This window comes from Arenibacter algicola (assembly GCF_018860365.1).
Classification (GTDB): domain Bacteria; phylum Bacteroidota; class Bacteroidia; order Flavobacteriales; family Flavobacteriaceae; genus Arenibacter; species Arenibacter algicola_B.
Genome location: NZ_JAHKPO010000014.1, coordinates 108007 through 133000 on the forward strand (window position 1 = coordinate 108007; position 24994 = coordinate 133000).

Sequence of the window (24994 nt, forward strand, 5' to 3'; positions counted from 1 at the left end):
CAAGGGAAATTTATGGTAAATTCTTACAATCCACCTTTCCGTTCCGGGGAACGTTGTGTTGGCCAAATGGATTGTTCCCCGGTTTTCGGATTAATCGGCAATATCCTTTTTTCCCTAGAGGCCATTTCCGGATCTTCACTCGCCATATAGGTCAATATTGCAGTAAGAATTACATTGTTCTTTAAATCATCAAAAACAATCTTGTCATAGGTGTCCCTATTGGTGTGCCAAGTGTAGTTCCAATAGGACCAGTTTAAGGAGCTAAGCCCAAAAGCCGGGGCTCCGGCAGCTATGAAGGAGGCGTTGTCCGATCCTCCACCGGCAGGCATCCCGGGAAATGTGGTCTCTATATGTTGGGTTATGTCATCCGGTACGGCGGATAGCCATCTTGGAATGTAATCATAGGAATTTAGAAAGCCGCCTCCGGATATTTGAACAACTCTCCCTGTGCCATTGTCCTGATTAAAAACAGCTTGCACCTTGCCAACTATTTCCGGGTGGTCCTCCACATAGGCCCGGGAGCCGTTCAATCCCTGTTCTTCGCTTCCCCAATGGCCAACTAAGATGGTTCTTTTGGGATTGGGATATAATTTTTTAAGTACGCGCATGGTTTCCATCATAACCAAAGTTCCAGTTCCGTTGTCCGTGGCCCCAGTCCCTCCATCCCAGGAATCGAAATGTGCTGACAGTATAACATATTCATCGGGTTTTTCTGAACCTTTTATCTCTGCTATAGTATTAAATGTGGGTACTGCACCGAGCTCCTTGGACTCTGCCAAAATTTTAATTTTGGGGCGGTTCCCATGCTCAACCAATCTGTAAAGCATGGTATAGTCCTCCAATTCCAAATCAATAATGGGAATTTTGTCCGTATTGGCACCAAAAATTTTATTGGCGCCAAAACCCTTGGACCAATAGGAACTTACTATGCCCAATGCTCCGGCTTTTTCCAAGGCCAATGGAAGGGTTTGTCGGTTATGCCCTATGCGTTGCATATTTTGGGTCCATTCATTTTCTTGGGTCTCTCTATCTTTTTTCATTTTGTAGAAGGACTCCGGAGTAGCAAATTCTTCCCAGTTGTAATCCGGTCTTCCTGTAGCTTCCTTCATCGAGATCATTACCAGCTTACCTTTAACGCTTGGCAGCCATTTGTTAAATTCAGCAGAATCGGTAACGGTAGGCAAGACCATTAATTCTGCTGTAATGCCTTTACGTCCAGTGCTCGGGCTCCATGCCAATTGGGTTCCCTTTAAGGTTTGTATTCTTGGTGATACCATGTCTATATGTGTAATTCCCCGTTCCCAACCCTTCCATTGGCCCCATTGTTCGTTTTTGGCGGCAATTCCCCAATTGGTGTATTGGGCCAAAGCCCAGTCATGGGCATGTTGCATCTGTGGTGTGCCAACCAGTCTAGGGCCAATAACATCCAGTAATTCGTGCGCCAGGGTTTCCAGTTGAGAATTTCCATGGACCTCGGACACTATTTGGGACACAATTTTATCTGTAGTCTGGGCAAATCCGGTCCGGATAAAGCAAAAGAGGGATAAAGTAAATAGAAGGAAGGTTTTTTTCATTTTTTGGATTTTAAATTAGTAAGCGGCATCAAAATAATAATAATCGAATAGTTAAACTCTGGAATTAAGTTTTAATTAAGAATCTCCTTATGTCTTTGATGCCTGTCAACATTTGTGAAAAGGGTAATTATCAGGATTATAAACTCTACCTTTGTCCAAAAATATTGGTGATGAGCACTTTTTCGGATTTTAATATATCTAAACAATTACAATATGCCATAGAGGATTTGGGTTTTTTGGTCCCGACTCCCATTCAGCAAGAGGCCTTTTCCGTAATCATGTCCGGCACGGATATAGTAGGTATTGCACAAACAGGAACGGGGAAAACTTTCGCCTATATGTTGCCTCTTTTACAGGAGTTGAAATTTTCGAAACAAATCAATCCCAGAATATTGATATTGGTGCCTACGCGGGAACTGGTGTTGCAGGTGGTTGCCAATATTGAAGCTTATTCCAAATATATGAGCGTTAGGGTTTGTGGCATTTACGGTGGAGCAAATATAAATACCCAGCGGCAGGCAGTAGCCCAGGGATGTGATATTTTGGTGGCTACTCCTGGCAGATTATACGACCTAACACTGGATAGGACCGTTAAGCTCAGGGATATTAAGAAGTTGGTAATCGATGAGGTGGATGTTATGTTGGATCTTGGTTTTCGTTTTCAGATTACCAATATTTTTGAGTTAATGCCACAGAGGAGACAGAACATCATGTTTTCGGCTACCATGACAGAGGAGGTTTCCAAATTGATAGAGGACTTTTTTGTTGCACCGGTAAAAATATCCATTGCTGTTAGCGGAACTCCACTGGAGAATATAGAACAGGTAGCCTATGCCGTTCAAAACTATTACACCAAAGTAAATCTTTTGGCCTTCTTGTTGAAAGATAAAACCATTTATAAAAAGGTTTTGATTTTTGTTTCCAATAAAAGAAGCGCCGATAGGTTGTTTGAGGCGCTTAAGGGAGATTTTGGAGATGAGGCTGCGATAATTCATTCCAATAAAACACAGAATTACAGAATTAGGTCCATCAAGCAATTCGATGAAGGTAAAAATAGGATTCTGGTTTCTACTGATGTTATGTCCAGAGGTTTGGACTTGGAACAAATTACCCATGTAATCAATTTCGACACCCCCAATTATCCGGAGAACTATATGCACCGCATAGGTAGGACGGGAAGAGCGGAGAAAAAAGGAAACTCCATATTATTGTACACCGAGAAAGAGGAGGAGTTTAAAGACGCGATAGAGAAATTAATGGATTATGAAATTCCGTTGTTGGAGTTTCCGCAGGAGGTAGAAATATCAGAGGAATTGGCACCGGAGGAGCGCCCCAAAAATCTGGAACACAACAATCCTGTGAGTGCCGCCGAACTGGAGGCCCGTGGGGCTGCTTTCCATGAGAAAGCGGAAAAAAATAAAAAGGTAAACCAGGGAGGATCCTATAAAAGGACAATTGCAAAGAAATATAAAAAACCGATTACAAGGGGAGATAAAAGATTTTCTCAAAAAAATAAAAAAAGAAAATAGTATTTAATTGAATATTAAATATATAATTACTTTTATTTAACGTGTTACTATAAATGAATAACGATAAGGATCCTTTACATGGTATAACCTTGGCCGACATTTTGGACTCCTTGGTGGCCCAATATGGTTGGGAGGAAATGGGTGCAAGAATCAATATTCGCTGCTTTAATCATGATCCCTCCATCAAGTCCAGTTTAAAATTTTTAAGGAGGACTCCTTGGGCACGGGAAAAGGTGGAACAACTGTACATAAGGTCTCAAAGAAAATAGTTGGGAAGGGATCTAAATTGTAATCTCGAAAGGTGATGGGAAATCAATACCACCCAAAAATATTTATCTTTAAATTTAATTTTTAAGCCCGCTACATTTGGAAATTAATAATATAGTTTGATATTTAACGCTATATTTAAATATCTAGCAGGAAAATAATCAACGTTTTAGCAATAGAACAAAAACGAAAATATTAAATGAAATCATTCACCGTAGCAGAAATAAGTGAGCTCTTGGATGGGGAGCTTATAGGGGGGTATAACAAGCCAATCATTGGTGCCGAACAAATAGATAGGGCCAAAGACCAGCAAATTACATTTATCTCCAATAATAAGTATGCGCGACAATGGGATTCTTGCGGTGCCAGCGCCGCAATAGTTTCCAATGCAGTAAAAATACAGCCCGGTGCGGACAGGGCTTTTATCAAGGTGGCAAATGCGGACTTGGCCATGGCCAAATTGCTGGAGGCTTTTCAACCGGAACCACCTGAATTATTGGAGGAAATACACCCTAGGGCCGTAGTGCACGAAACTGCAGTTTTGGGTAAGGGTTGTAAAATTGGAGCAGGTAGTTATGTAGGTAAAAATGTAGTTTTGGGAGATGGGGTCATCCTTTATCCCAACGTTACTATTTTTGATGAGAGTACTATTGGTCATCATACCGTAGTTTGGTCGGGTACCGTAATCAGGGAGCGTAGCATAATAGGGAATAATTGTATTTTTCATACCAATGTGAGTATTGGTGGGGATGGATTTGGCTATCGGCCATCAGAGGATGGTAGGGGTTTGGTGAAAATACCACAAATAGGAAATGTAGTGATCGGCAATTATGTTGAAATTGGGGCCAATTCCTGTGTTGACCGTGGAAAATTTAGTTCCACAATAGTGGGTGATGGGTGTAAAATAGACAATTTGGTCCAAATAGCCCATAATTGTGTGTTGGGAAGGTCTTGTATTATGGCCGGGCACAGTGGTTTGGCTGGTTCCGTAACCTTGGGCGATGGTGTAATAATAGGCGGGAGTGCTTCCATTAAAGATCATACCACCATTAATTCGGGTGCTGTAGTGGGGGCAGGTTCCGGGGTTATGAGCGACGTACTTCCTGGGAAAACCGTATTGGGCTATCCGGCTACGGATTCAAGGGAAATGCTCAAACAATGGGTGGCGCTAAGAAACCTGGCCAAGAACTAGAAATGCCCGGGTCCTCAAGTTATGGAATGGCCCGATTTTAGATTTAAATTATCCTATAATGTATCTCAATAGAGGTCCTAATTGGTCCTGACAATGATATTCAAAAAAAAATAATCCTTAAATTTTCTAAAAATATTCGTTAAACACCCAACAAAGGGCTTAGTTTTGCAGTCCAAAAAAGAGATTATGTCGGAGACTTTGATTGCCAATGCTATTGTAGAAAGAAAAACGGATAAGGAGCTGTACAGCTATCAAAAAGGAGCTATAGACCAGATTTTTGATAAATTTGAAACTGCTCCAGATGATTATCATCTTTTGTATCAATTGCCTACTGGTGGCGGTAAAACCGTTATTTTTTCTGAAATCGTAAGGCAATATCTCAAGCACCACAATAAGAAGGTGCTCATTATGACCCACCGTATAGAGCTTTGTAAACAAACTTCTACTATGCTGACCAGTTTTGGGGTAACCAATAAAGTGGTAGATAGTAAGGCCAATCTGGATGACCAGGAAGAGTATAGCTGTTTTGTGGCCATGGTGGAGACATTGAACAACAGGCTTCAGGACGATAAACTGGATATTTCCGACGTTGGATTGGTAATTATTGATGAGGCTCATTATAATTCCTTTACAAAATTGTTCAAGTTTTTTGAGAATTCCTTTGTATTGGGGGTTACAGCAACACCTTTGAGCTCCAACAAGGATTTGCCCATGAAAGACAATTACGATGAATTGATCGTTGGGGAAACTATTGAAGCGCTAATTGAAAACGAGTTTTTGGCTAGAGCTGATTTTTACTCCTACAATATGGGTTTAACTTCTTTGGAGGTAGGTTCCAACGGGGATTACACCGTAAAATCTTCAGAGGATCTTTATAATAACAGCCAGATGCTCAGTAAGCTTTTGGAGGCTTATGAAAAACATTCCAAGGGTAAGAAGACTTTGATTTTCAATAACGGTATTAATACCTCCCTTCATGTTTACGAGACTTTTAGGGCAGCAGGCTATCCTATAGCCCATTTGGATAATACGGCCACTAAAAAGCAGCGTAAAACCATTCTAAAGTGGTTTAACATGACGCCTAACGCTATTTTAACATCCGTAAGTATTTTGACCACAGGATTTGACGAACCTACAATAGATACCATTATTTTGAACCGGGCCACCAAATCCTTGACCTTGTATTACCAGATGATAGGTCGTGGTTCCAGGATTTTGAACAATAAATCTACTTTTTCGGTAATTGACCTGGGGAACAATTTCCATCGCTTTGGTCCATGGGGGGCAGATTTGGATTGGCAGACCATTTTTAAATCACCAAATTTTTATGCAGATAGACTTTTGAGTGATGAAGAGCTGGAAAGCAATTTTAAATGGGAGATGCCTGAAGAATTGCGGGCAGAATTTGCCAAATCAGAGGAAGTGTATTTCGATATCAAGGAAACCTATGTGGATTCCATTAAAAATGGGGAAACATCAAAGGTGGTATTGGAGCGCTCCATAGCCCAACATGCTAGAATCTGTGTGGAAAACAGTGAGGATGTATATGATGCCCTTGCGCTCTCCAAAATGTTGGGTCCGGATATTGACGATAGAATCCAGCGTTATGCCAAGTGCATTAGTAAAAGCACCTATAACTTTCTGAAGTGGTTAACCGATGACTATCATAAAAAATTAAGCACGCATTTACGTCAAAATTTCGATACTATTTACGAAGATATTCATGGTAGGCCACCAGAAGAATAAAAGTTTCTTAAGTTTATTTGATTCCTGAAAGCATCAACTTGTGCTCGGTAAATTTTCCTGACGAAAGATACAGCAGGTTATTTCTTTAGGTTAAGTGAGCATATGTAACCTATTGATCTATAGTGTTTTTAAATATTCTATTAAAGCGGATCTTTCTAAATTTGTCAACTGGTCGCCAAAGATGTGGCCTGAATTTCCATATCCTTTTAAAGTAGTGTCATAGGTGTTTATGTCAGCTTTGGTCTGTTCAACAGAATAGATCCAGCCCACTTTTAATTGATCGTAATCGGTATTATCAAAAGACCTGCTCCATCTTGTAGGTCTCTCCGTGCTGTTCAAAACGTCCTCCAAGGTAGGAACCGATCCATTGTGGAAGTAGGGTGCCGTGGCCCATATGCCATCCAAGGGCGGGGCAATATAGCCGCCTTCTGCCTTTATCTGTAAATTATTCCGGTATGTGCCGAACCATCCTGAATTGAACCAATCCATAAAATAATCGTTCATAGGGGAAGATTCTGTGTAATGGTTGGATAATTCCGGGTCCGTACCAACGGACTTTAATGTCACTAGTAAATTTGGGTAGGTTGGGCTGTCCCCATAGGTGCCGTGACAGGTTGCGCAGTTATTTTCAAATAATTGTTTGCCTTGTTCCGATAAGTCGGAATCTATCGGAAAAGGATATTCAGGGGCTTCCAAACTCTGTATGTAGGCCAGTACATCTGCCATTTTAGTATCTATTTCAGCAGCCTTTGCTGCGTCACCTAGAGTCAACAGGCTGGAACCGATAAAGGATTTGCAAAAATCAAGTCGACCAATAGCGTGGTAAAACATGGCATTCTTTTTCTTTAATAGCCACCATGCTGGAACATCGGACGGAATCACCTCTTCCGGTATGTCTACCAATGGTGTGTCCTGCCATACCAAAGTACTTTTATCCCGGTGCGCTATTAACACTTGGGTGATTTTATCTGCGGGATTGGAGCCTCTGGTTTGTGTAATTGTCCGGGGGCCAATGGCAACTATACTTTTTCTAAATTGGTCGTATGCCTGCCATTCCGCACTCTCTTCGCCTCCGTACAGGGCTCTGATGCCAGAATTCAATAAAGCTATATTGCTTGCCCGGTTAACCGTAAAATTGGCGTCATGGCTCCCAAGGCCTATTATGAATTCATTGTTTATAGTGGCGGCATGGCACGCCATGCAATTGGGGGCAACCACTCTTGCTCCATTGGCGGCAGTTATGGCGGTGTAGTCATATGGCAGGTTTGCGTTATCCCCGGTTCTGTTTAGGCGGTTGTCAGGATTTACGCTGGTTCCCAACAAAAACGCATCATAGGGAACTCCTGAGCTCATATAATTCCCTGAAATTAAATATTCATACCCAGCTAAGGCATCCCCCGTTCGTTGGGGGTTGTCAGGGAGGGGACTGCTTTCTACCAATGGTTCTTCCGTTTCGGGCTCTTCGTCTGGTTGATCGGTAGGTTTTTCATTGACCACGATTTCTATAAGTTCCTCTTTGCCTTCTTTGGAGCATGATAAAGCAAGGAGAAATAGAATGATAGCTGAAAGAAGGAGTTTAATTTTTTTCAAAACTCAGGTCTTATGGATAAAACTAGTACCCTTAATTTAGGGATAATTTAGAATATAAAGTCCTGTGGTCATACTAAATTCGATAAACCACCCACCACTTCACTCAAAGGTAGGTAGCAATGGGTGGGTTAATTGGGTTTTTGGGGTTATGCCATTGGAACTTCCATTAATAGTACCTTGCTGGGTGCTGTTGCGGTAAGTGTAATTTGGTCCGTATCCCATATGCCTAATCCGTCACGTCTTTTTAGAGTTTGTTCCCCAATCACAACTTCGCCTTCCAGTACAAACACATACAATCCATTATTAGAATTATTTAAAGTATAAGTTGAAGTGTTTTCGGTTTCAAAATCACCTAAGGAAAACCAGGCATCCTGATGTATCCAAACTCCTTGCTCCGTTTTTTGAGGAGATAGGATTTGGTAAAAGGAATTTTTAGTGGCTAGATCACGGGTAGAAATTTGATCGTATCTGGGAGTTACATTTTGGGTTTTTGGAAATACCCAAATCTGCAGAAATTTAACCTCTTCATTTTTGTTTTTGTTATATTCACTATGAAAAACACCGGTTCCTGCGCTCATTACCTGAACATCACCTTCTTTAATAACAGTGGTATTGCCCATACTGTCCTTATGTTCCAAATCTCCTTTTAAGGGAATGGAAATGATTTCCATGTTCTTGTGGGGATGTTGCCCAAAGCCCTGCCCGCCAGAGACGGTATCGTCGTTTAGCACCCTAAGAACCCCAAAGTTCATTCGCTCCGGGTTGTGATAGTTGGCAAAACTAAAGCTGTGGTATGAATTTAGCCAACCGTGATCGGCATGTCCTCTGCTCTCTGCTGTATGTAGTATAGTTTTCATGATATCTTTTTTTGTTTCTTCAAAATTAGGATTCATATGGCATATGTACATTGACCTATGTTAAGTAATTCATAAGCGCCTTTATGTTATTTGGCGTGAAATGCTTTATAAAGACAGATAAGGTTTCTAATTAAGTTTTTTATTCTGTACTTTAATTTGATAAATGGCCTGCTGTATGAACAAAAAAATAAAGTAACTTAGTGAAGCCATAATTATAACAACTAAAAAACAAAACCATGATTACGTTAATTATTTTTTTGGGAATCCTTGCTTTGGTGGCTTTGTTCCTTGTAAATGTTTTCAATCGCTTTGCCACACTTAGAAACCTTGTAAAGGATGCTTGGAGCAATATAGATGTAGCTTTAAAAAGAAGGTACGATCTTATACCAAATTTGGTGGAGACCGTAAAAGGATATGCCAAACATGAAAAATCTACCTTAGAGGCTGTAATAAATGCCCGTAATGTGGCTATGGCGGTCCCATCTGGAGATATCAATGCCCAGATAAAGGCAGAAAACCAACTTCAACAAAGTTTGAGAAGTATCTTTGCTTTGGGAGAAGCCTATCCAGATCTTAAGGCCAACGCTAATTATTTGGATCTTCAGCAAAAGTTAAATGAAATTGAAGAAAATCTGGAGCGTGCCAGAAGGTACTACAATGGTTCTGTAAGGGAAAACAATACTTATGGGGAAAGCGTACCAGGGGTGCTTGTAGCCAGTTTATTTAAATATCAACATTTCGATTATTTTGAAGCAGAGGAGGCTAGTAGGGCGAATGTAAAAGTAGATTTCTCTTAATGAAAAATAGCTATTACTTACTTTTATTTCTTCTAGCCATAAATACGGGATTGGCCCAGGATTTTACGGTTAAAAATTACACTGTAGACATTACGGTCCATAAAGAAGGTTATTTTGATGTAGTTGAAAACTACAATCTTAACTTCGAAATCCCCAAACACGGTATTTATAGGACCATCCAAACAAAATATGACCTTGTAGATTCCAAAGGCAACGAAACTACCCGAAAGATAAGGATCAGTAAGATAAAGGTTCCCAATTACAAATTTGATGCTCCGTTCGATTTTGTGCAAAAGATGCAGGAAAACATGGAGATCAAAATTGGGGATAAGGATATTACCCTGGTTGGTCCTCAACATTACGAGATAAAATATAGGGTCCACAATGCCTTTCTTTTTGAGGATTCGCAAATCCGTTTTTATTGGAACATAAAACCAGAAGATTGGCTGGCCGAATTTCATCAGGTCAGTTTTACCATTAGGCTTCCGGACAATGTATTTCCCAGCAAAGAAAATAGCTTTGTGTACGCAGGGGATAGGGGTACTTCCACCACCACTACGGACATGCAATTATATTATACAAATAATGAATTCTCGGGAACGAGCAAGGCGGGATTTGTATCCCATCCCGGACAAAGTGTTACCGTATTGATCAATCTTCCCCTAGGATCGGTTAAGGAAGAAAAGCCTTTCTGGCCATTTTGGGATAATTATGGTTGGGTATTCTTAATCGGGATAATGCTTTTTACTTTCTTTAGGGTATGGTGGAAATTTGGTAAGGACCAACGTGTCATTGCTGCTACCAGTTATTATCCACCGGATAGTTTGGATCCGGCCATGCTAGGTTTTTTGATCAACGATAAGGATGACAATTCCGACCTAATAGCTTTAATACCTTATTGGGGCTCAAAAGGATTGATAAGATTGGAAGAAATTCCCAAAAAAGGCCTTTTTGGGTCAAAGGATACTAAAATTATACGGCTGCAATCTTTACCATTGGATTCACCCTCCTATGAATTGGAAATATTCAAGGGGTTGTTTGGTGATAATAACAATGTGGTTGGTACGGAAGTGCTGGTGAGTAGTTTAAAGGATACCTTTTATACCAAGATGATAAAGGCGCGCAGCCAATTAAAGGAAAGTGCGCAACCCTATTACGAGGCAGAGTCAAAAAAAATGCAGGGTATTATGTATGTGGCCTTAATTGCTTTGGCGATTGGACTTACCTTGGTGGGTTTATTCTTTTGGGGACCTTTGGCAGCAGTGGCAATAGTAGTCTTTTGTGTGATTCTGATTTTTGTTAATCGATTTATGGTAAAAAAGAATGCCAAAGGCAATGAATTGCTTTCGGAATTAAAGGGATTTAAAAGATTTATTAAGGTAGCTGAGGAAAACAGATTAAAAATGCTTTTGAAGGATGACCCGCATTATTTTGAAAATACCCTAGGGTATGCACTGGCCTTTGGTTTGTTTGATCAATGGGCCAAAAAGTTTCGAGATCTGAATATACCGCCCCCGGACTGGTATACGTCCACTTCAAGTAGCAGCCTTACAATGAATCAGTTTTCCAAATCTTTTTCCAATGCCATGGCAAGCACTAAATCGAATATGGTGAGTTCCCCATCCAGTAGCGGAAGTTCTGGCGGAGGTTCCTCCGGCGGTGGTTTTGGCGGTGGCGGTGGCGGTAGCTGGTAAGCTGATGGTTGTTCTGGAGATTGTATGGAATTTATAGTGGAAGGCCTTGCCGTTGCCTATATTTATAGCTAACCACATAGGGGATTAAATTTTGAGTTCCTAACTTGTAGTGATTAGTTGATTGTTAAAAATGACATGGCTTCCTAGATGGGCACAATTAATAAAAGTTATACTTACTTTTGTGGTTCACTGGAAAAGTTATTTTTATGTCCAAATCCCAGAATACACTTCTTATAGTACTTGCTTTTTTTGCCATATATGTGATTTGGGGATCCACTTATCTTATGAACAAGATTGCTGTGCATGAACTACCTCCATTTATGTTGGCTTCTGTACGCTTTTCGGTCGCTGGAATTTTAATTTTTGTGCTCTGTAAAATCATGGGAATTCCACTGACCATCACAAAAAAACAACTACTGAATTCTATTGTTGCAGGATTTCTATTCCTTGCTTTTGGAAACGGATTTGTAGTATGGGCACTTAAGTACGTAGACAGTGGTTTTGCAGCTTTGGAAATAGCGGCACAGCCTTTGGTAATTCTATTGTTAATGCGGATTCTTGAAGGGAAAAAGATTCAGACCATGTCCGTAGTAGGCGTTATAATCGGCATATTGGGCATCTATTTATTGGTAAGTCAAAATCAGGTTATAAGTCAGGAGAACTCGGTCTTAGGGATGGTCATGATCTTTTTCTGTATGGTTAGTTGGGCCTATGGTAGTTTGTTTGTAGCCAAGGCGGATCTGCCCAAGAATTATTTTGTTAATACTGGATTCCAAATGTTTAGCGCGGGAATCATACTAATGGTAGGAAGTTTGCTTATCGGGGAGACCTGGACCCTTCCTACCACTTGGAGCAGTCCGGTACAATATTCTATGTTGTTCCTGATTCTTCTGGGCAGTATTGTTGCCTTTACGGCATTTAATTATTTATTAAAAGTGGTTTCTCCAGAAAAGGTAGCTACTTCCACCTATGTAAATCCAATTATAGCACTTTTACTGGGCTGGTTTTTCTTGGATGAACAGATCACCACTCAGTCCACAATTGCGGCTATAGTGCTTTTAACGGGGGTCTATTTCATCAATACCCGAAAAAAATTGGTTTTGTTTTCTAGGTTTTCAAGCCGGTATTCGCCAAAAGAGGATTAAGGGGGTGTTTTAATAATACAATCCTTCATAAAGGAATAGGTTAAAGGTTAGTGCATACTGATATAAAAAAAGCAGGTGACTACCACATCAACTGCTTTAAATATAGAACCTTATTACCATTGAATAATGGGAATTAATTTAAATAGATTCTGCGCTCGGCCCAACGGTTCTTCTTTATACTTCTAAAATTTACCATTAGAATACTTTCCCCGGTCAACTGAAAATTTGTTGATTCTGATTGTGATTTATGAATGAATAGTTTCATGATAGTTGTTTTAATTTTTTTAATTACCTGAAACGCCTTTTGGTGTTCCAGATGTTGCTTTTAGAGTTTTCCATTGTTTGCTTTACGAAGTGTTTGTTGACTGTTTCCATTATCTTGATTTTTAATTGATGTTTAAATTGTTTTTTTTTAAATTTTTGATTGTAGTCTGTTAATTGTACCTTCTTTTACTGTTCCAAATTCTACTTTTTGAAGATTCCAATGTTTGCTTTACCAAATGTTTGTTTAGAGTTTCCATGATATTTATTTTTATTGTGATTAATTGATTTACTACTAGAAGACGATAGATGGATATAATTGTTACAGTACTATGTATAAAATAGTACCGTTTTAAGCAATATTTAACATTAATGCCCGGACTTTCGGGGGGGGGGGGTGAAGAATTATTTATCTGATAATCAAATGATTATATTGATAAAAATTTTTATCGATCTTAAAAAAATACTTTAGGTTGGGTGCAATAAAAGACGAGTTGAAGGAATTGTGTAAAATTTAAAGGATTATTATTACCTATTTAATATCTTAGAGGTTAGTGTTCTTAATTATTCACCATTCATATGTTAAGTAAGGTTTCCCAATTCCCTGATGAAAAGGAATTATGTTGGCCAAGGAAGCGCAACATGGATCAAAGTGGGTAAAAAATAGAATGTAATAACTTAAAATTAATAGGTATGAAATTCACAAGAAAAGCAAGTGCAAACTGGAAAGGTAGCGGAAAGGATGGCAAGGGTACCTTGAGTACAGAAAGTACCATTTTGAAGGATACCCAATATTCCTTTAAGTCACGATTCGAAGATGGTAAGGGTACCAACCCTGAGGAATTGATTGGAGCGGCCCATGCAGGATGTTTTACCATGCAGCTCAGTTTTTTGTTGGGAGAGGCCGGGTTTACACCAACCAACTTGGATACTAGCGCTAAGGTAAACTTTGAGGATGGGAGTATAACACAAATAAGCTTAATTCTTAACGGTCAGGTGCCGGGAATCAAGTTGGAGCAGTTTAAGGAAATTGCCAAAAAAGCCAAGGAAATTTGCCCTATTTCCAAATTATTAAAGACAGATATAGTGTTGGAGGTAAGCTTAAAGGCATAGAAACCAATGCTGTTTACATCCATATTGATATCAATAAAAAAAAGCCACTGTTAAGTGGCTTTTCCCATTTATTTGAATGCTATTTGCAATTCCTATTTAAGTGTAAAATTTACTCTGGCAAAAAGGAATCTACCTCCTATGCCAAATTGTTGTGCTCTACGCGACCAATCAAAGCGTCCGTCACTACGATTGCCAAATTCATCCTTGGCCCTGTCCGGATAAATATCGAACAAATTATTTGCTCCAAGGGTAAACGTTAGGGCATCCGTTGCTTTAAAACCCACGGATAGGTCCGTAACCAATTTTGTGCCGAATACCTGCTGATTGGCCACTGTTGTTGTTGCTTCGGTTACCTCACCAAAGTATACATTTCTTAAGAAAATGATAAATTTATCCGAGGTAAGGCTGTTGGAAAGGTTTATTTTAGTTCTGGGTACGGCCTCTTCCAAATAAACCCTACTATCCTCAGGAAAGTAGGTGTCGACCTTACCAGCGTTTCTAAGAACATCCGATGCATTTATGTCTCCGACCTTTTTTGTTTTGGAGAAGGTACCAGCTAGGTCTGACTTGAGTCTCCAATTAGCACCTAAGTCGGTTTTATGGGTTACCACTAAATCCAAGCCTTTGGATTCGGTATCAATCGCATTGGCAAAGAAGGAAGCTGCCGTAGCATTTGCTTGTCGTAATATATTCAATAATTCCAATTGTGATCCAGAATATACAGCTGGTATGTCGTCCACTCCTGTACCTGCATCAGCTGAAGGGCTAAACTGCCCTGTATAGACAACTCGGTCATTTATTTTAACGAAATAACCATCTACAGTTATAGTTAAATTGGCATCCGGTATTTTGGCGGTAAGCCCCAAACTAACACTTTGGGAAGTTTCCTCCTTCAACTGTGGAATGCCCAAAAGGTTGGCCGCCCTACTATTATTAGCAAAAGTCCCTACCTCCTGTGGATTGCCCTGATTGTCAAATATGGTCGAGGTGGAATTAAAGTTGATTTGATGTAAAGAAGGTGCCCTAAAGCCTGTATTCAAAGCTCCACGAATATTCAGATTATCCGTAGCCTTGAATCTTCCTGCCAATTTAAAATTGATGGTACCTCCGAAATCGCTGTAATTTTCATAACGGGTGGCGAAACTTGCCAAAAACGCTTCTGAGAAATCAGCTTCTACATCAAAATATCCAGCTACACTACTTCTTCCCCTAGAAAGTTCATTACCTGGCGCAAAACCTGGAAACACTTGAGAACCCCCAGGTCTAGCACTTCCGAAAAAATCCCTTGAGGGTGACTGGCTAGCCACAGTAATTAATTGTCCCGCACTGGTATATTGACCATAAGAAGCTGGCTCTCCAGCCACAATATCATAGTTCTCAACTCTATATTCTGCACCAAAGGCAATGTTTAACCCGGACATAACATCCTCAAAGAATTGAGTGATGTCCAAATTGGAGGTGTTTTGAAGAAAAGAAAATCCCCCTGCATCGAAAAAGGTAGGAGAGGCATTTTGCATAGAGGCATTATGCGTGTTTCCAATGGTATATAAAAAAGAATTCTTTCCATAGGTATTGCTTAAGTCAATGCTCCAATCTCCAACCATCCCCTTTATTCCAAGAGATATGGATTGGTCTTTAATACTAGAGTTGATTTCGGGTAGAAAACCATTGAAATAAGCTGGGGTATAGGTCCTGTTTTGGTTAGGTAACCTATAAAATCCTGCTGAATTACCAGTTCTCGAGCTGATCCCTGCAAAAGAGTATAGAGTAGTGCCGATATCATCCAAGGGCAAGGAGAAATTGGCAAATAATCTACCCCCACGCAAGGCAGACTGTCCTACCCGCATATTGTAGTCACTTCTTTGTTGCCCTCGGGCCGCCAATTCCTCGGTCGTTGTATTATTGGATAATGGGTTGTAAAAAACGACTGTGCCATCACTATAAACTTTAGTTGGACTATGTAATTCCTCTGGGGTAAAGCCACTTATCAAATCTTTATCATCCTGAGTTAAAAATTGAAGATTCTGAGCCAACGAAACAACATCGGAATCCCCTAGATTGGCCAAATCCAGGCCTTGGCCCACGGCCAATCTTTCCACAGAATTATAGGCATTAAATATGGAACCTTCCCATTCCTTCATTCGACTATACTCTTCCCGAACGTCAAAATCTCCGGAGAGGTTTATAAATCCACCATTATCACCCAATGGAATGCCATAACTAGCGGATATGTTAGTGGTTGCTCCGTCTACGCCACCTGTTTGATCATTGGCATTTTTGGTGAAATTGGCCCCTGTGGTGACCGTTGTGGTAAGTTCATTTACATTTTTGTTCAAGATAATATTGATAACCCCGGCAATGGCATCTGAACCATATTGAGCAGCCGCACCGTCCCGTAAGACTTCTATACGCTGTATGGCAGCGGCAGGGATGGCATTTAAATCCGTTCCCACACTTCCTCTACCAAAGGTTCCGTTTACATTGATCAAGGAAGAGGTGTGCCTTCTTTTGCCATTAATCAATACTAAAACCTGATCGGGTCCCAATCCTCTTAGCGAGGCTGGGTCAATATGATCTGTACCATCCGAAATGGTCTGGGTATTGGAGGTAAAGGAAGGAGCCACATAATTCAATATCTGGTTTAGATTTACCTGTGGTGCCACATTGTTTAGTTCCGTCATGTCTATGACATCTACGGGAACGGTACTTTCGGTGGCTGTTCTGTTTGGATTACGCGAACCAACGATAATTACTTCCGACAATGCCACACCAGAAGTAAGACGTATATCCATCACGGTATTATTGACCGTGACCTGTAAGGTCTCGAATCCAATATAGGAAACCACTAAAATATCGCCCATGGAAGCCTCAATGGTAAAGTTGCCATCGAAATCTGTGGTTGTACCTGTGGTGGTTCCTTTAATAACTATGGATGCACCGGGCAATGGTGTTCCCTCTTCATCCAAAACTGATCCCGTTATTTGAGCGTTGGAAAAACCAACCATCCCAAAAATGAAAATCATAGCAATAAAGTAATACTTTTTCATATATGAGTTTTTTGAGTTAATATGCCTAGAAGTTAAGCATTTTTGGGGTGAATTGTAAGAAAAACTTCTAAAATAATAAGGCAATCATCTAATAAAGAGGACTATATGAATGGGATTATTATTAGAAGCACGGGTATTGCTTAGGGATTGGAAGTACTAGGGCATCATTAATATTGGTAATGGGCGAGGTGTTTATAAGGATCAATTAATACAGAAGTTGTAATTTCTTGTTTTTTATCCCAAAATCCTGAAAATCATGTCCTGTTTTTTTTAATAGGGATAAAAAATTGGGGGACTAAATTAAATTATTTGAAATACTAGCCTTATATTTGTTGAAGTTTAAAGAGTTGCGCATTGACCTGTAATCACCATTGCTGCTACTAAATTCTTGGGTAGATAAAATTAGATTCATTTTTCTTTTTCAAACACTCGTTTAGTATTTCAACCGCTGCTCAGACGAGATTTACAATTTATAACTTTAAAAAAAACAATGGCAAAATCGCAACAAACTTATAGTAAAAGTGAAAAAGAAAAGAAGCGTCTAAAAAAGCGCGAGGAGAAACAAAAGAAAAAGGAGGCTCGTAAATTGGAGTCGAAGGAAAATGGACCTGGTATCCAATTTGCCTATGTTGATCACGACGGAAATTTAACGGATACGCCGCCAGATCCCTCTAAAAAAGTAAAAATAGATGCCTCTACCATAGAAATAGGGGTGCCTAAAAGGGATGATAGTGATGTTGAGGAATTCGACCCTGTTAGAAATGGAAAAGTTTCCTTCTTTGATACTTCCAAGGGATTTGGGTTCATAATCGATAGTGAAAACCAAGAGAAGTATTTTACCCATGTTAGTGGGCTCATAGATGAGATTGCTGAAAATGACAAGGTTTCCTTTGAACTTGAAAAGGGGCTGAAAGGTATGAATGCAGTACGAGTAAAGAAAATCTAGTTTCTAAGTCAATTCCAATAATGGAATTGCGCACATATATAATATTTAGGGTAGTGCAGATAAATTCAACTTTGTATGGATTTATGTACTACCCTTGTTTTTTGCCATAATTTGGGTAAATGAGGCCCCGTTTATATGTTCCCCGATTCAAACTTCCTATTTAGTTCTTAACGCTTCTATTGTTGATGGATACAAATTCCATTAAATTCTATAGTGGTCAATACAACAACTCTTTTTTTAAAGTTTATGTCATTGCATAAATATAAGTTCATACTTATATTTCCTTTTATGCACTTAGATCTTACTTTTCTAGATAAAAAATAAGCGAAAACTGTTTACCGTTTTTTAAAATCAAAAAAAAGAATAACTTTTGGACTTCTTTAAATCAGTAACTAATCAAATATTCAAAAACCATGGTAAAATTATTCAAAGGTCACATTCTATTGTTGGGATGTCTATTATTAATATCCTATTCCCAGGCTCAAAATTTAGCAACAGCCTTGCCCGAGGAGGTGGGGATGTCTTCTGATAGGTTGGAAAGACTATCGACTACGTTGGACCAATTTGTTAAAGACGGAAAAATGGCTGGAAATGTTGCGCTGGTTGCCAGAAAGGGTAAGGTAATCTATCATAAGGCTTTTGGGGAAAGCGATATGGAGGCAGGGAAAAAGATGACCACAGACGCCATATTTAGAATTGCATCACAAACGAAGGCCATTGTTAGTGTTGCGGCCATGATCTTGCAGGAAGAAGGAAAACTACTGATTGCAGATCCTATTGGAAAATATTTGCCGGAATGGAAAGAAACAACGGTAGCCAGAGTACGTGATGATGGGGGATACGATGTGGTTAAGGCAAACCGTTCCATTACTATTCGGGATTTATTGACCCATACTGCTGGTATTGGGTATGGTCATGGTCCGGCAAAAAAAGAATGGGAAGAAGCCGGGATACAGAACTGGTATTTTGCAGACCGAAACGAACCGATTGCCCAAACCGTTGCGCGTATGGCTAAATTGCCAATGGATGCCCAGCCTGGAGAAAAGTTTGTATATGGTTATAATACGGATATCTTAGGGGTAATTGTTGAAAAAGCCTCAGGTAAAACTTTGGATGCGTTTATTAAGGAAAGAATCTTAGATCCTGTAGGAATGGTGGATACGTATTTTTATTTGCCTAAAAATAAAACTGAAAGACTGGCTACTTCCTATATGGCCTATGAGGGCAAGCCTTTGGAAAGATCTCCCGATCCTGGTTTGGGAATTGGCCAGGGCCATTACGTAAAGGGACCCAGGAAAAGCTTTTCCGGTGGCGCCGGTCTACTTTCTTCATCCATGGACTATGCTAAATTCTTACAAATGATGTTGAATGGAGGTGAGTTTAACGGGCACAGGATATTATCCCCAAAAACAGTAGAATTAATGATTGCAGATCATGTTGATGTTCGGGGCATTCCCTATGGCAGCAGAAAGGGTTCAGGTTTTGGACTTGGATTCTCCATTACCAAAAACGTGGGAGAAAGGGGAGAACCTGGTTCTGTTGGTACTTTTGAGTGGGGAGGAGCTTATGGATCCACTTATTGGGCAGACCCCGTAGAGGACCTGGTTGTAGTATATTTTAAACAACTAATACCTACCAACGGAATTGACGATCATACTAAGCTTAGAAGTTTGGTATATCAGGCTATTTTGGAGTAAAACACCAATTGTATTTTGTTGAAAACTCATGATTTTTAAGAAAAAGTGTTAAGATATTGTAAATTTTGACGGTTTTAGGACAATCTATTCTTCTAAAAAATCTATATCCCATAGGTTTGCACCTTAATAGTCAGATTAAAAATTAGAGATACTGAATTTTATGAGTAGAGTTAAGGAAAATGACAAGGTAAAAGTACATTACACTGGAAAATTAAAAACCGGACAAATATTCGACAGTTCTTTGGAAAGAGAGCCCATCGAAGTTACTTTGGGACAAGGCCAGCTTATTCCAGGTTTTGAAAAGGAATTGGTGAATATGGAGGTCAATGAAAAGAAAACGATAACCGTGCCCAAGGAAGAAGCTTACGGAGATATTATGGAAGAATTGTTTCATGAAATTAAGAAGGCGGAGCTTCCTGAAGACATTAAACCTGAAATAGGAATGATGTTGGTTGCAAAAAATCCGGACGGTACAGAAAACCAATTGCGAATTACAGATGTGAAGGAAGAAAGTATTGTTATTGATGCCAATCACGTTTTGGCAGGACAGGACCTTACTTTTGAGTTGGAATTGGTAGCTATTTTATAAAGCTTAGAAAAAAAAGGCATTTTCACTACTAGTAGATAATGCTATTGAATTAAAATGGCCGTCTGTTTTTAGACGGCCTTTTACTTATTATATCCCATTCTCCTCTAAGAGTTTTAATAGGCTGTGCCATCAGAGCATACCCACTTTAAAAGTTATGCTAAGAATTGCCGTTTAAAATAGAAAGGACAAGGGCTTTGGTCAAGGGTCTATCGGCAGCTTTGGCTTTTACTTCCTCAAAAGTGAACCTGAAATCGCAACCGTTGCTGTAATTACTGCAACCATAGGAGGTTTTTCCTTTTATAATCATTCCATTTTTGCATTTGGGACAACTTGGAGTATCGGTATTTGGTTTTTTCTTTGGCTCTAGAATCAACCCATATTGCTCATCAAAGCGTACGAGGCCTTCAACATCTTCAACACCATTGTAGCTAAACCCCTTTAAATTAACCGTACAACCTTTTTGAAGTAATCTCGTGAACTGATTTTCCGAGATTTTTTTATTGTGAAAGACAAAGGGGAGTAAAAAATCGCAACCATTCTTGTAACCACTGCATCCATAGGCCGACTTCCCTTTTATAAGATTCCCGTTCTTGCATTTTGGGCAGGTTTCCTCGGTAATACCTCCAGTACTAATTTTGTTTTTTTTGGTTTCTTTTTTTTTGGTTTCCTGGGTATGGGAGATATTGGCACGTTTTGTTTCACTCCTAACTTCGTAAACCAATTCGTCTACCATTTTTTTCATATTCTTGATGAACAATGCAGCGCTAAAATTGCCCTTTTCTATATCTTTCAACTGCTTTTCCCATAACCCGGTCAATTCCGCAGATTTCAGCAATTCGTTTTGTATCGTATCAATTAGTTGAATGCCAGTTGGAGTTGGCAATACCTGCTTCTTTTTTCTTTCAATATACTTGCGCCTAAATAAAGTTTCTATAATATTGGCGCGGGTTGATGGCCTACCTATTCCGTTCTCTTTCATAAGTTCCCGCATTTCGTCATCATCCACTTGTTTTCCTGCTGTCTCCATGGCTCTTAGCAAGGTAGCTTCCGTAAATTGTTTTGGTGGTTTGGTCTGCTTTTCCAAAAATGAAGGCTCATGGGGACCTTTTTCTCCCTTCACAAAATTGGGTAATACCCCTGTTTCCTTTTTTTCTTTTGTTTTGGCAGTCTCAAAAACAATTCGCCACCCTTTTTTGAGGATTTCCTTCCCGGTCGTTTTAAAAGAGATATTGGCAGCCTTGCCTATTACCGTTGTGTTTGAGACATCACAGTCATCGTAAAATACGGCGATAAATCTTCTAACAATGCTATCGTACACCTGCTGCTGGGCTACACCTAACTTTATTTCAACCCCAGTAGGAATGATTGCATGATGGTCCGTTACTTTTTTGTCATTGAAAACCTTTGTGGATTTCCTGATCTTTTTTACCAATAGGGTAGAGGTCAACTGCTCGTATTGGGTTAGATTGCGAAGTATTCCCGCTACTTTAGGATAAACATCATTAGGTAAAAAGGTGGTATCCACCCTAGGATAGGTAACCACTTTTTGTTCATATAATTTTTGGACAATCTTAAGTGTTTCATCTGCCGTAAATCCAAACTTTGTGTTGCAATACACCTGTAGGCCTGTTAGATCGAACAACTTGGGAGCGTATTCCTTGCCTTTCTTTTTGGTAATGTTGACTATTTCGAATTCGTGCTCCTTTACTTCATTGGCAAGAACTTCCCCATCCTCCATCTTTAAGAAACGGCCCTCTTCATAATTAAAAACTGTATCCCTATAAAGGGTTTGTAATTCCCAATAGGGTTGGGGCTTAAAGTTTTCTATTTCCAAATACCTATTTACCACCATGGCCAAGGTGGGGGTCTGTACCCGACCGACAGACAACATCTGTTTATAGCCACCGTGTTTTACCGTATAAAGGCGAGTGGCATTCATTCCTAAAAGCCAATCCCCTATGGCACGGGAAAAGCCCGCATAATAGAGATTGTCATAATCTTGTGAGGACTTTAATTTGGTAAACCCTTCTTTTATGGCCTCGGTTGTTAAGGAAGAAATCCATAAACGCTTTACTTCTCCTTTGTAGTTGGCCTGATGCATTACCCAACGTTGAATAAGCTCTCCTTCCTGGCCTGCATCCCCGCAGTTGATTACCACTTCCGCTTTATCGAACAGACTTTTTACAATATTGAACTGTTTTTGGATTCCCGCATTGTCCACCACTTTTGTTTTAAATTTCTCCGGGAGCATGGGTAAATTGTTCAAATCCCAACTTTTCCAATAGGGTTTATAGTCACTGGGCTCAAATAAAGTACAGAGATGGCCAAAGGTAAAGGTAACTGCGTAACCATTTCCTTCAAAGTACCCATCATGCTTAGTGTTTGCTCCTAATACTTGAGCAATTTCTCTAGCCACGCTGGGTTTTTCCGCAATACAGACCTTCACTTTTATTATTGTTTTGAATGGGTGCAAATTACTTAATTTATACTGAACCCCCACATTTGCATTGTAAGGTATTTTCTTCAACATTCGTGCTGTGAATTATAACTAATTGGGTTTTTGGTGATAAAGGGAAAATTCTATTAAGACAATCTTGATAGATAATATGTCAATGGAAAATAATACATTTAAGGGATATTGGATTTGAAGTTATTTTATGTGGAATACCATAATCAATAAAAATGAACAAATGAAAATTATAGTGTTGGTAATTACCGCTTTCTTGACACTAATTAGTTGTACTTCCCAGTCTTCCAAAAGTCTTTTTAATGGGAGGGATTTGGAGGGTTGGCATGTAGATGTGCCCAAAATGGATAACGATCCCAATGCCATAAATCCTTTTATAGTAAGGGAGGGTATGTTGGTGAGTTTGGGAGAACCACAGGGCCATCTTATTACGGATGCCATTTATCAGGATTTTAGATTGGAAGTGGAATATCGTTTTGCTGGAAAACCTGGTAATTGTGGTGTGTTGGTATTTACCTCCACTCCTAGATCCCTATATGAAATGTTCCCTAAATCTATTGAGGTTCAAATGATGCATGAAAATGCCGGCGATTTTTGGTGTATTGTACAGGATATCGAGACAGACAATATGTTGGAAAGGCGAGGGCCTAAAGAAGAATGGGGGATAACCGAAGGTAAACTGCGAAGAATAAAAAATTTGACCGATGGTTCGGAAAAACCTTTGGGTGAATGGAATTCCATGACCATTGAGTGCCTTAAAAACTCCATAAAGGTATGGGTAAATGGCGATTTGGTAAATCATGGTTACAATGCTACAGTAAGTAGTGGAAATATAGCCTTGCAGGCAGAAGGTGCGGAAGTAGAATTTCGAAAAGTAATGCTGACACCTATAAACAAGCTCAGTGAAACAGCACCGTGATTAACATTGCCCTGCACGTCCCACCATGGTTACTTTTAAATTTGGTTTGGTCCTATTCTAGAATTGATGGTCTAAAAGGCATATTCTTTTAACATAGGGGCGCAGAATGCTTAGTTTTTATTTTGTATCTTATTAATTATTAATAAGTTATGTTTAAAAATCAGGAGCAATGAATTATAGATCCCTCTTCATTTATGGGCTTACGCTTTGTTTCACAAGTGTACTTATTGCCCAAAACGATCAAGTCATAAATCGGGAGCAGATGGTAAAGACACAACTAGAAGCCCGGGGAATAAAAGACCCTTTAACCTTATATTCCATGCTGAATGTACCAAGGCATGAATTCGTGCCAAAAAACTTGGTGGAACATGCTTATAAAGATGGGGCACTGCCTATAGGTAGTGGTCAGACTATTTCCCAACCTTACATAGTAGCTTTTATGACCCAAACACTAAAATTAAAATCTACTGATAAAGTTTTGGAAATAGGAACAGGTTCGGGATACCAGGCGGCGGTACTTGGCAAAATTGTGGATTCTGTGTTTACGGTTGAAATAATTAAAGACTTGGCCGTGTCCGCTAAAAGTAGATTGAAGAATTTAGGATTTGATAATGTCATAGTTAAATGGGGCGATGGGTACCATGGATGGCCAGAAAAAGCCCCTTTTGATGCCATTATGGTCACTGCAGGAGCAGAGTCGATTCCCCAGCCATTGGTGGACCAACTAAAAAATGGTGGACATATGGTAATCCCTGTTGGGCCAAGTGATAATGTTACCTATTTGGTTAGTGTGTTTAAAAAGAAGGATAGAATAATAACCAAAAATTTGTTTCCTGTTCGCTTTGTACCCTTCACTAGAAAGCAGTAATGTTTTTTGGAATGGTAAGGGCCCTGTTACATAGGCCATGGATTGGCATTTAAAAAGATAGTTCCTTGACCGGGATTACTTTTCCCGGGCTTAATTCCTTCAAATTAATATTACCAATGCGGATACGGATCAACCGTAATGTAGGAAAACCTACGGCTGCCGTCATTTTACGGACCTGACGGAACTTGCCTTCAGTGATGGTGATACTGATCCAGGAAGTGGGCCTATGCCGTCCTATTCTCAATTTTTTATCCGGGTCGGGCAGGATAGGGGGGATGGACAATCCATGAACAGAGGTTTTTTTTGTGGTATATTTCTTGCCATGGAATCCTATTTCCACTCCATGCTGTAATAATTTGATAGCTTCATTGGTTATTTCTCCATCCAACTGTACATAATATTCCTTTTCCACGCCCGAACGGTTGATCTGATCGCTCAATTTTCCATCCGTTGTGAGCAGAAGCAATCCCTCCGATTTTTCATCCAAACGACCGATGGGCATTATGCCTTCAGGAAAGTTATATAGTTCGCTTAAGAAACGTTTGTTGCGCGACTCCTTGTCATCATTGGAGTGCATTTGACTCAGCATTCCGAAAGGTTTGTGAATTTTAAAGTGAATATGAGCGGGTTCCAGCATGGGCCGAAGGTACTTTGTTTTGTAAAGGGTTGGAACCCCAAAGGTTTATTTTTTTTTGA

General features: G+C 39.7%; 20 protein-coding genes. 13 read left to right on the plus strand and 7 right to left on the minus strand.

What is annotated here, in order from left to right:
• Nucleotides 1–23: 23 nt before the first annotated feature.
• Nucleotides 24–1574 carry a M20/M25/M40 family metallo-hydrolase gene (locus KO529_RS11765; protein ID WP_215948080.1) on the minus strand — a complete coding sequence of 517 codons (1551 nt, stop codon included), beginning with the start codon at nt 1572–1574 and terminating at the stop codon, nt 24–26.
• A 170-nt stretch (nt 1575–1744) separates the two neighbouring features.
• Here KO529_RS11765 and KO529_RS11770 point away from each other — a divergent pair, with 170 nt between their 5' ends.
• The 4 genes from KO529_RS11770 (at nt 1745) to KO529_RS11785 (ending at nt 6308) form a co-directional block, all read left to right on the plus strand.
• Nucleotides 1745–3103, plus strand: coding sequence for a DEAD/DEAH box helicase (locus KO529_RS11770; RefSeq protein WP_215948081.1), 1359 nt, complete (start codon nt 1745–1747; stop codon nt 3101–3103).
• Between the two features lie 53 nt (nt 3104–3156).
• Complete coding sequence (locus tag KO529_RS11775; protein WP_215948082.1) at nt 3157–3372, plus strand: VF530 family DNA-binding protein; 216 nt, start codon at nt 3157–3159, stop codon at nt 3370–3372.
• A 197-nt stretch (nt 3373–3569) separates the two neighbouring features.
• Nucleotides 3570–4562 (plus strand): UDP-3-O-(3-hydroxymyristoyl)glucosamine N-acyltransferase, encoded by a 993-nt coding sequence (gene lpxD / locus KO529_RS11780; RefSeq protein ID WP_215948083.1) that lies wholly within the window; start codon nt 3570–3572, stop codon nt 4560–4562.
• 186 nt (nt 4563–4748) lie between these two features.
• On the plus strand, nt 4749–6308 hold the full coding sequence (locus KO529_RS11785) for a DEAD/DEAH box helicase (protein ID WP_215948084.1): 1560 nt from the start codon (nt 4749–4751) through the stop codon (nt 6306–6308).
• Nucleotides 6309–6425: 117 nt separating this feature from the next.
• Here the strand turns inward: KO529_RS11785 and KO529_RS11790 are convergent, their stop codons facing one another.
• Together KO529_RS11790 and KO529_RS11795 are read right to left on the minus strand one after the other, a co-directional pair.
• Nucleotides 6426–7898 (minus strand): c-type cytochrome, encoded by a 1473-nt coding sequence (locus KO529_RS11790; protein ID WP_215948085.1) that lies wholly within the window; start codon nt 7896–7898, stop codon nt 6426–6428.
• A gap of 146 nt (nt 7899–8044) precedes the next feature.
• Entirely contained in the window at nt 8045–8755 is a 711-nt protein-coding gene (locus tag KO529_RS11795; protein ID WP_215948086.1) for a pirin family protein, read from the minus strand.
• Between the two features lie 236 nt (nt 8756–8991).
• On the opposite strand from KO529_RS11795, the gene KO529_RS11800 reads away from it, so the two are divergent.
• From KO529_RS11800 to KO529_RS11810, 3 genes are all read left to right on the plus strand, one after another.
• The gene (locus tag KO529_RS11800; RefSeq protein WP_215948087.1) at nt 8992–9552 is read left to right on the plus strand and encodes a LemA family protein; all 561 of its coding nucleotides are present in this window, start codon (nt 8992–8994) and stop codon (nt 9550–9552) included.
• Entirely contained in the window at nt 9552–11246 is a 1695-nt protein-coding gene (locus tag KO529_RS11805; RefSeq protein ID WP_215948088.1) for a DUF2207 domain-containing protein, read from the plus strand. Before KO529_RS11800 ends, KO529_RS11805 begins: the two co-directional genes overlap by 1 nt.
• 206 nt (nt 11247–11452) lie before the next feature.
• The gene (locus tag KO529_RS11810) at nt 11453–12391 is read left to right on the plus strand and encodes an EamA family transporter (protein ID WP_215948089.1); all 939 of its coding nucleotides are present in this window, start codon (nt 11453–11455) and stop codon (nt 12389–12391) included.
• Nucleotides 12392–12524: 133 nt separating this feature from the next.
• Here KO529_RS11810 and KO529_RS23615 read toward each other — a convergent pair whose 3' ends face one another.
• Nucleotides 12525–12656, minus strand: coding sequence for a hypothetical protein (locus KO529_RS23615; RefSeq protein WP_281502429.1), 132 nt, complete (start codon nt 12654–12656; stop codon nt 12525–12527).
• Nucleotides 12657–13345: 689 nt separating this feature from the next.
• Between KO529_RS23615 and KO529_RS11815 the strand changes: the two genes are divergently transcribed.
• Nucleotides 13346–13765: an OsmC family protein gene (locus KO529_RS11815; protein ID WP_215948090.1), complete on the plus strand. Its 420-nt coding sequence runs from the start codon at nt 13346–13348 to the stop codon at nt 13763–13765.
• 92 nt (nt 13766–13857) lie between these two features.
• Here KO529_RS11815 and KO529_RS11820 read toward each other — a convergent pair whose 3' ends face one another.
• On the minus strand, nt 13858–16812 hold the full coding sequence (locus KO529_RS11820; RefSeq protein ID WP_215948091.1) for a TonB-dependent receptor: 2955 nt from the start codon (nt 16810–16812) through the stop codon (nt 13858–13860).
• A gap of 490 nt (nt 16813–17302) precedes the next feature.
• Here KO529_RS11820 and KO529_RS11825 point away from each other — a divergent pair, with 490 nt between their 5' ends.
• From KO529_RS11825 to KO529_RS11835, 3 genes are all read left to right on the plus strand, one after another.
• On the plus strand, nt 17303–17758 hold the full coding sequence (locus tag KO529_RS11825; RefSeq protein WP_215948092.1) for a cold-shock protein: 456 nt from the start codon (nt 17303–17305) through the stop codon (nt 17756–17758).
• Nucleotides 17759–18171: 413 nt separating this feature from the next.
• Nucleotides 18172–19455 (plus strand): serine hydrolase domain-containing protein, encoded by a 1284-nt coding sequence (locus KO529_RS11830; protein WP_215948093.1) that lies wholly within the window; start codon nt 18172–18174, stop codon nt 19453–19455.
• Between the two features lie 160 nt (nt 19456–19615).
• Nucleotides 19616–20044: an FKBP-type peptidyl-prolyl cis-trans isomerase gene (locus KO529_RS11835; protein ID WP_072861489.1), complete on the plus strand. Its 429-nt coding sequence runs from the start codon at nt 19616–19618 to the stop codon at nt 20042–20044.
• Nucleotides 20045–20201: 157 nt separating this feature from the next.
• Here the strand turns inward: KO529_RS11835 and KO529_RS11840 are convergent, their stop codons facing one another.
• Nucleotides 20202–22490: a DNA topoisomerase 3 gene (locus KO529_RS11840; RefSeq protein WP_215948562.1), complete on the minus strand. Its 2289-nt coding sequence runs from the start codon at nt 22488–22490 to the stop codon at nt 20202–20204.
• Nucleotides 22491–22734: 244 nt separating this feature from the next.
• Between KO529_RS11840 and KO529_RS11845 the strand changes: the two genes are divergently transcribed.
• Together KO529_RS11845 and KO529_RS11850 are read left to right on the plus strand one after the other, a co-directional pair.
• Nucleotides 22735–23430, plus strand: a complete 696-nt coding sequence (locus KO529_RS11845) for a 3-keto-disaccharide hydrolase (protein WP_215948094.1) — start codon at nt 22735–22737, stop codon at nt 23428–23430.
• Nucleotides 23431–23599: 169 nt separating this feature from the next.
• A complete protein-coding gene (locus tag KO529_RS11850; protein ID WP_215948095.1) occupies nt 23600–24298 on the plus strand; it encodes a protein-L-isoaspartate(D-aspartate) O-methyltransferase in 699 nt (232 codons plus the stop codon).
• 49 nt (nt 24299–24347) lie between these two features.
• On the opposite strand, the gene KO529_RS11855 is transcribed toward KO529_RS11850, so the two are convergent.
• The gene (locus tag KO529_RS11855) at nt 24348–24935 is read right to left on the minus strand and encodes a pseudouridine synthase (RefSeq protein WP_215948096.1); all 588 of its coding nucleotides are present in this window, start codon (nt 24933–24935) and stop codon (nt 24348–24350) included.
• Between the last annotated feature and the right edge of the window lie 59 nt (nt 24936–24994).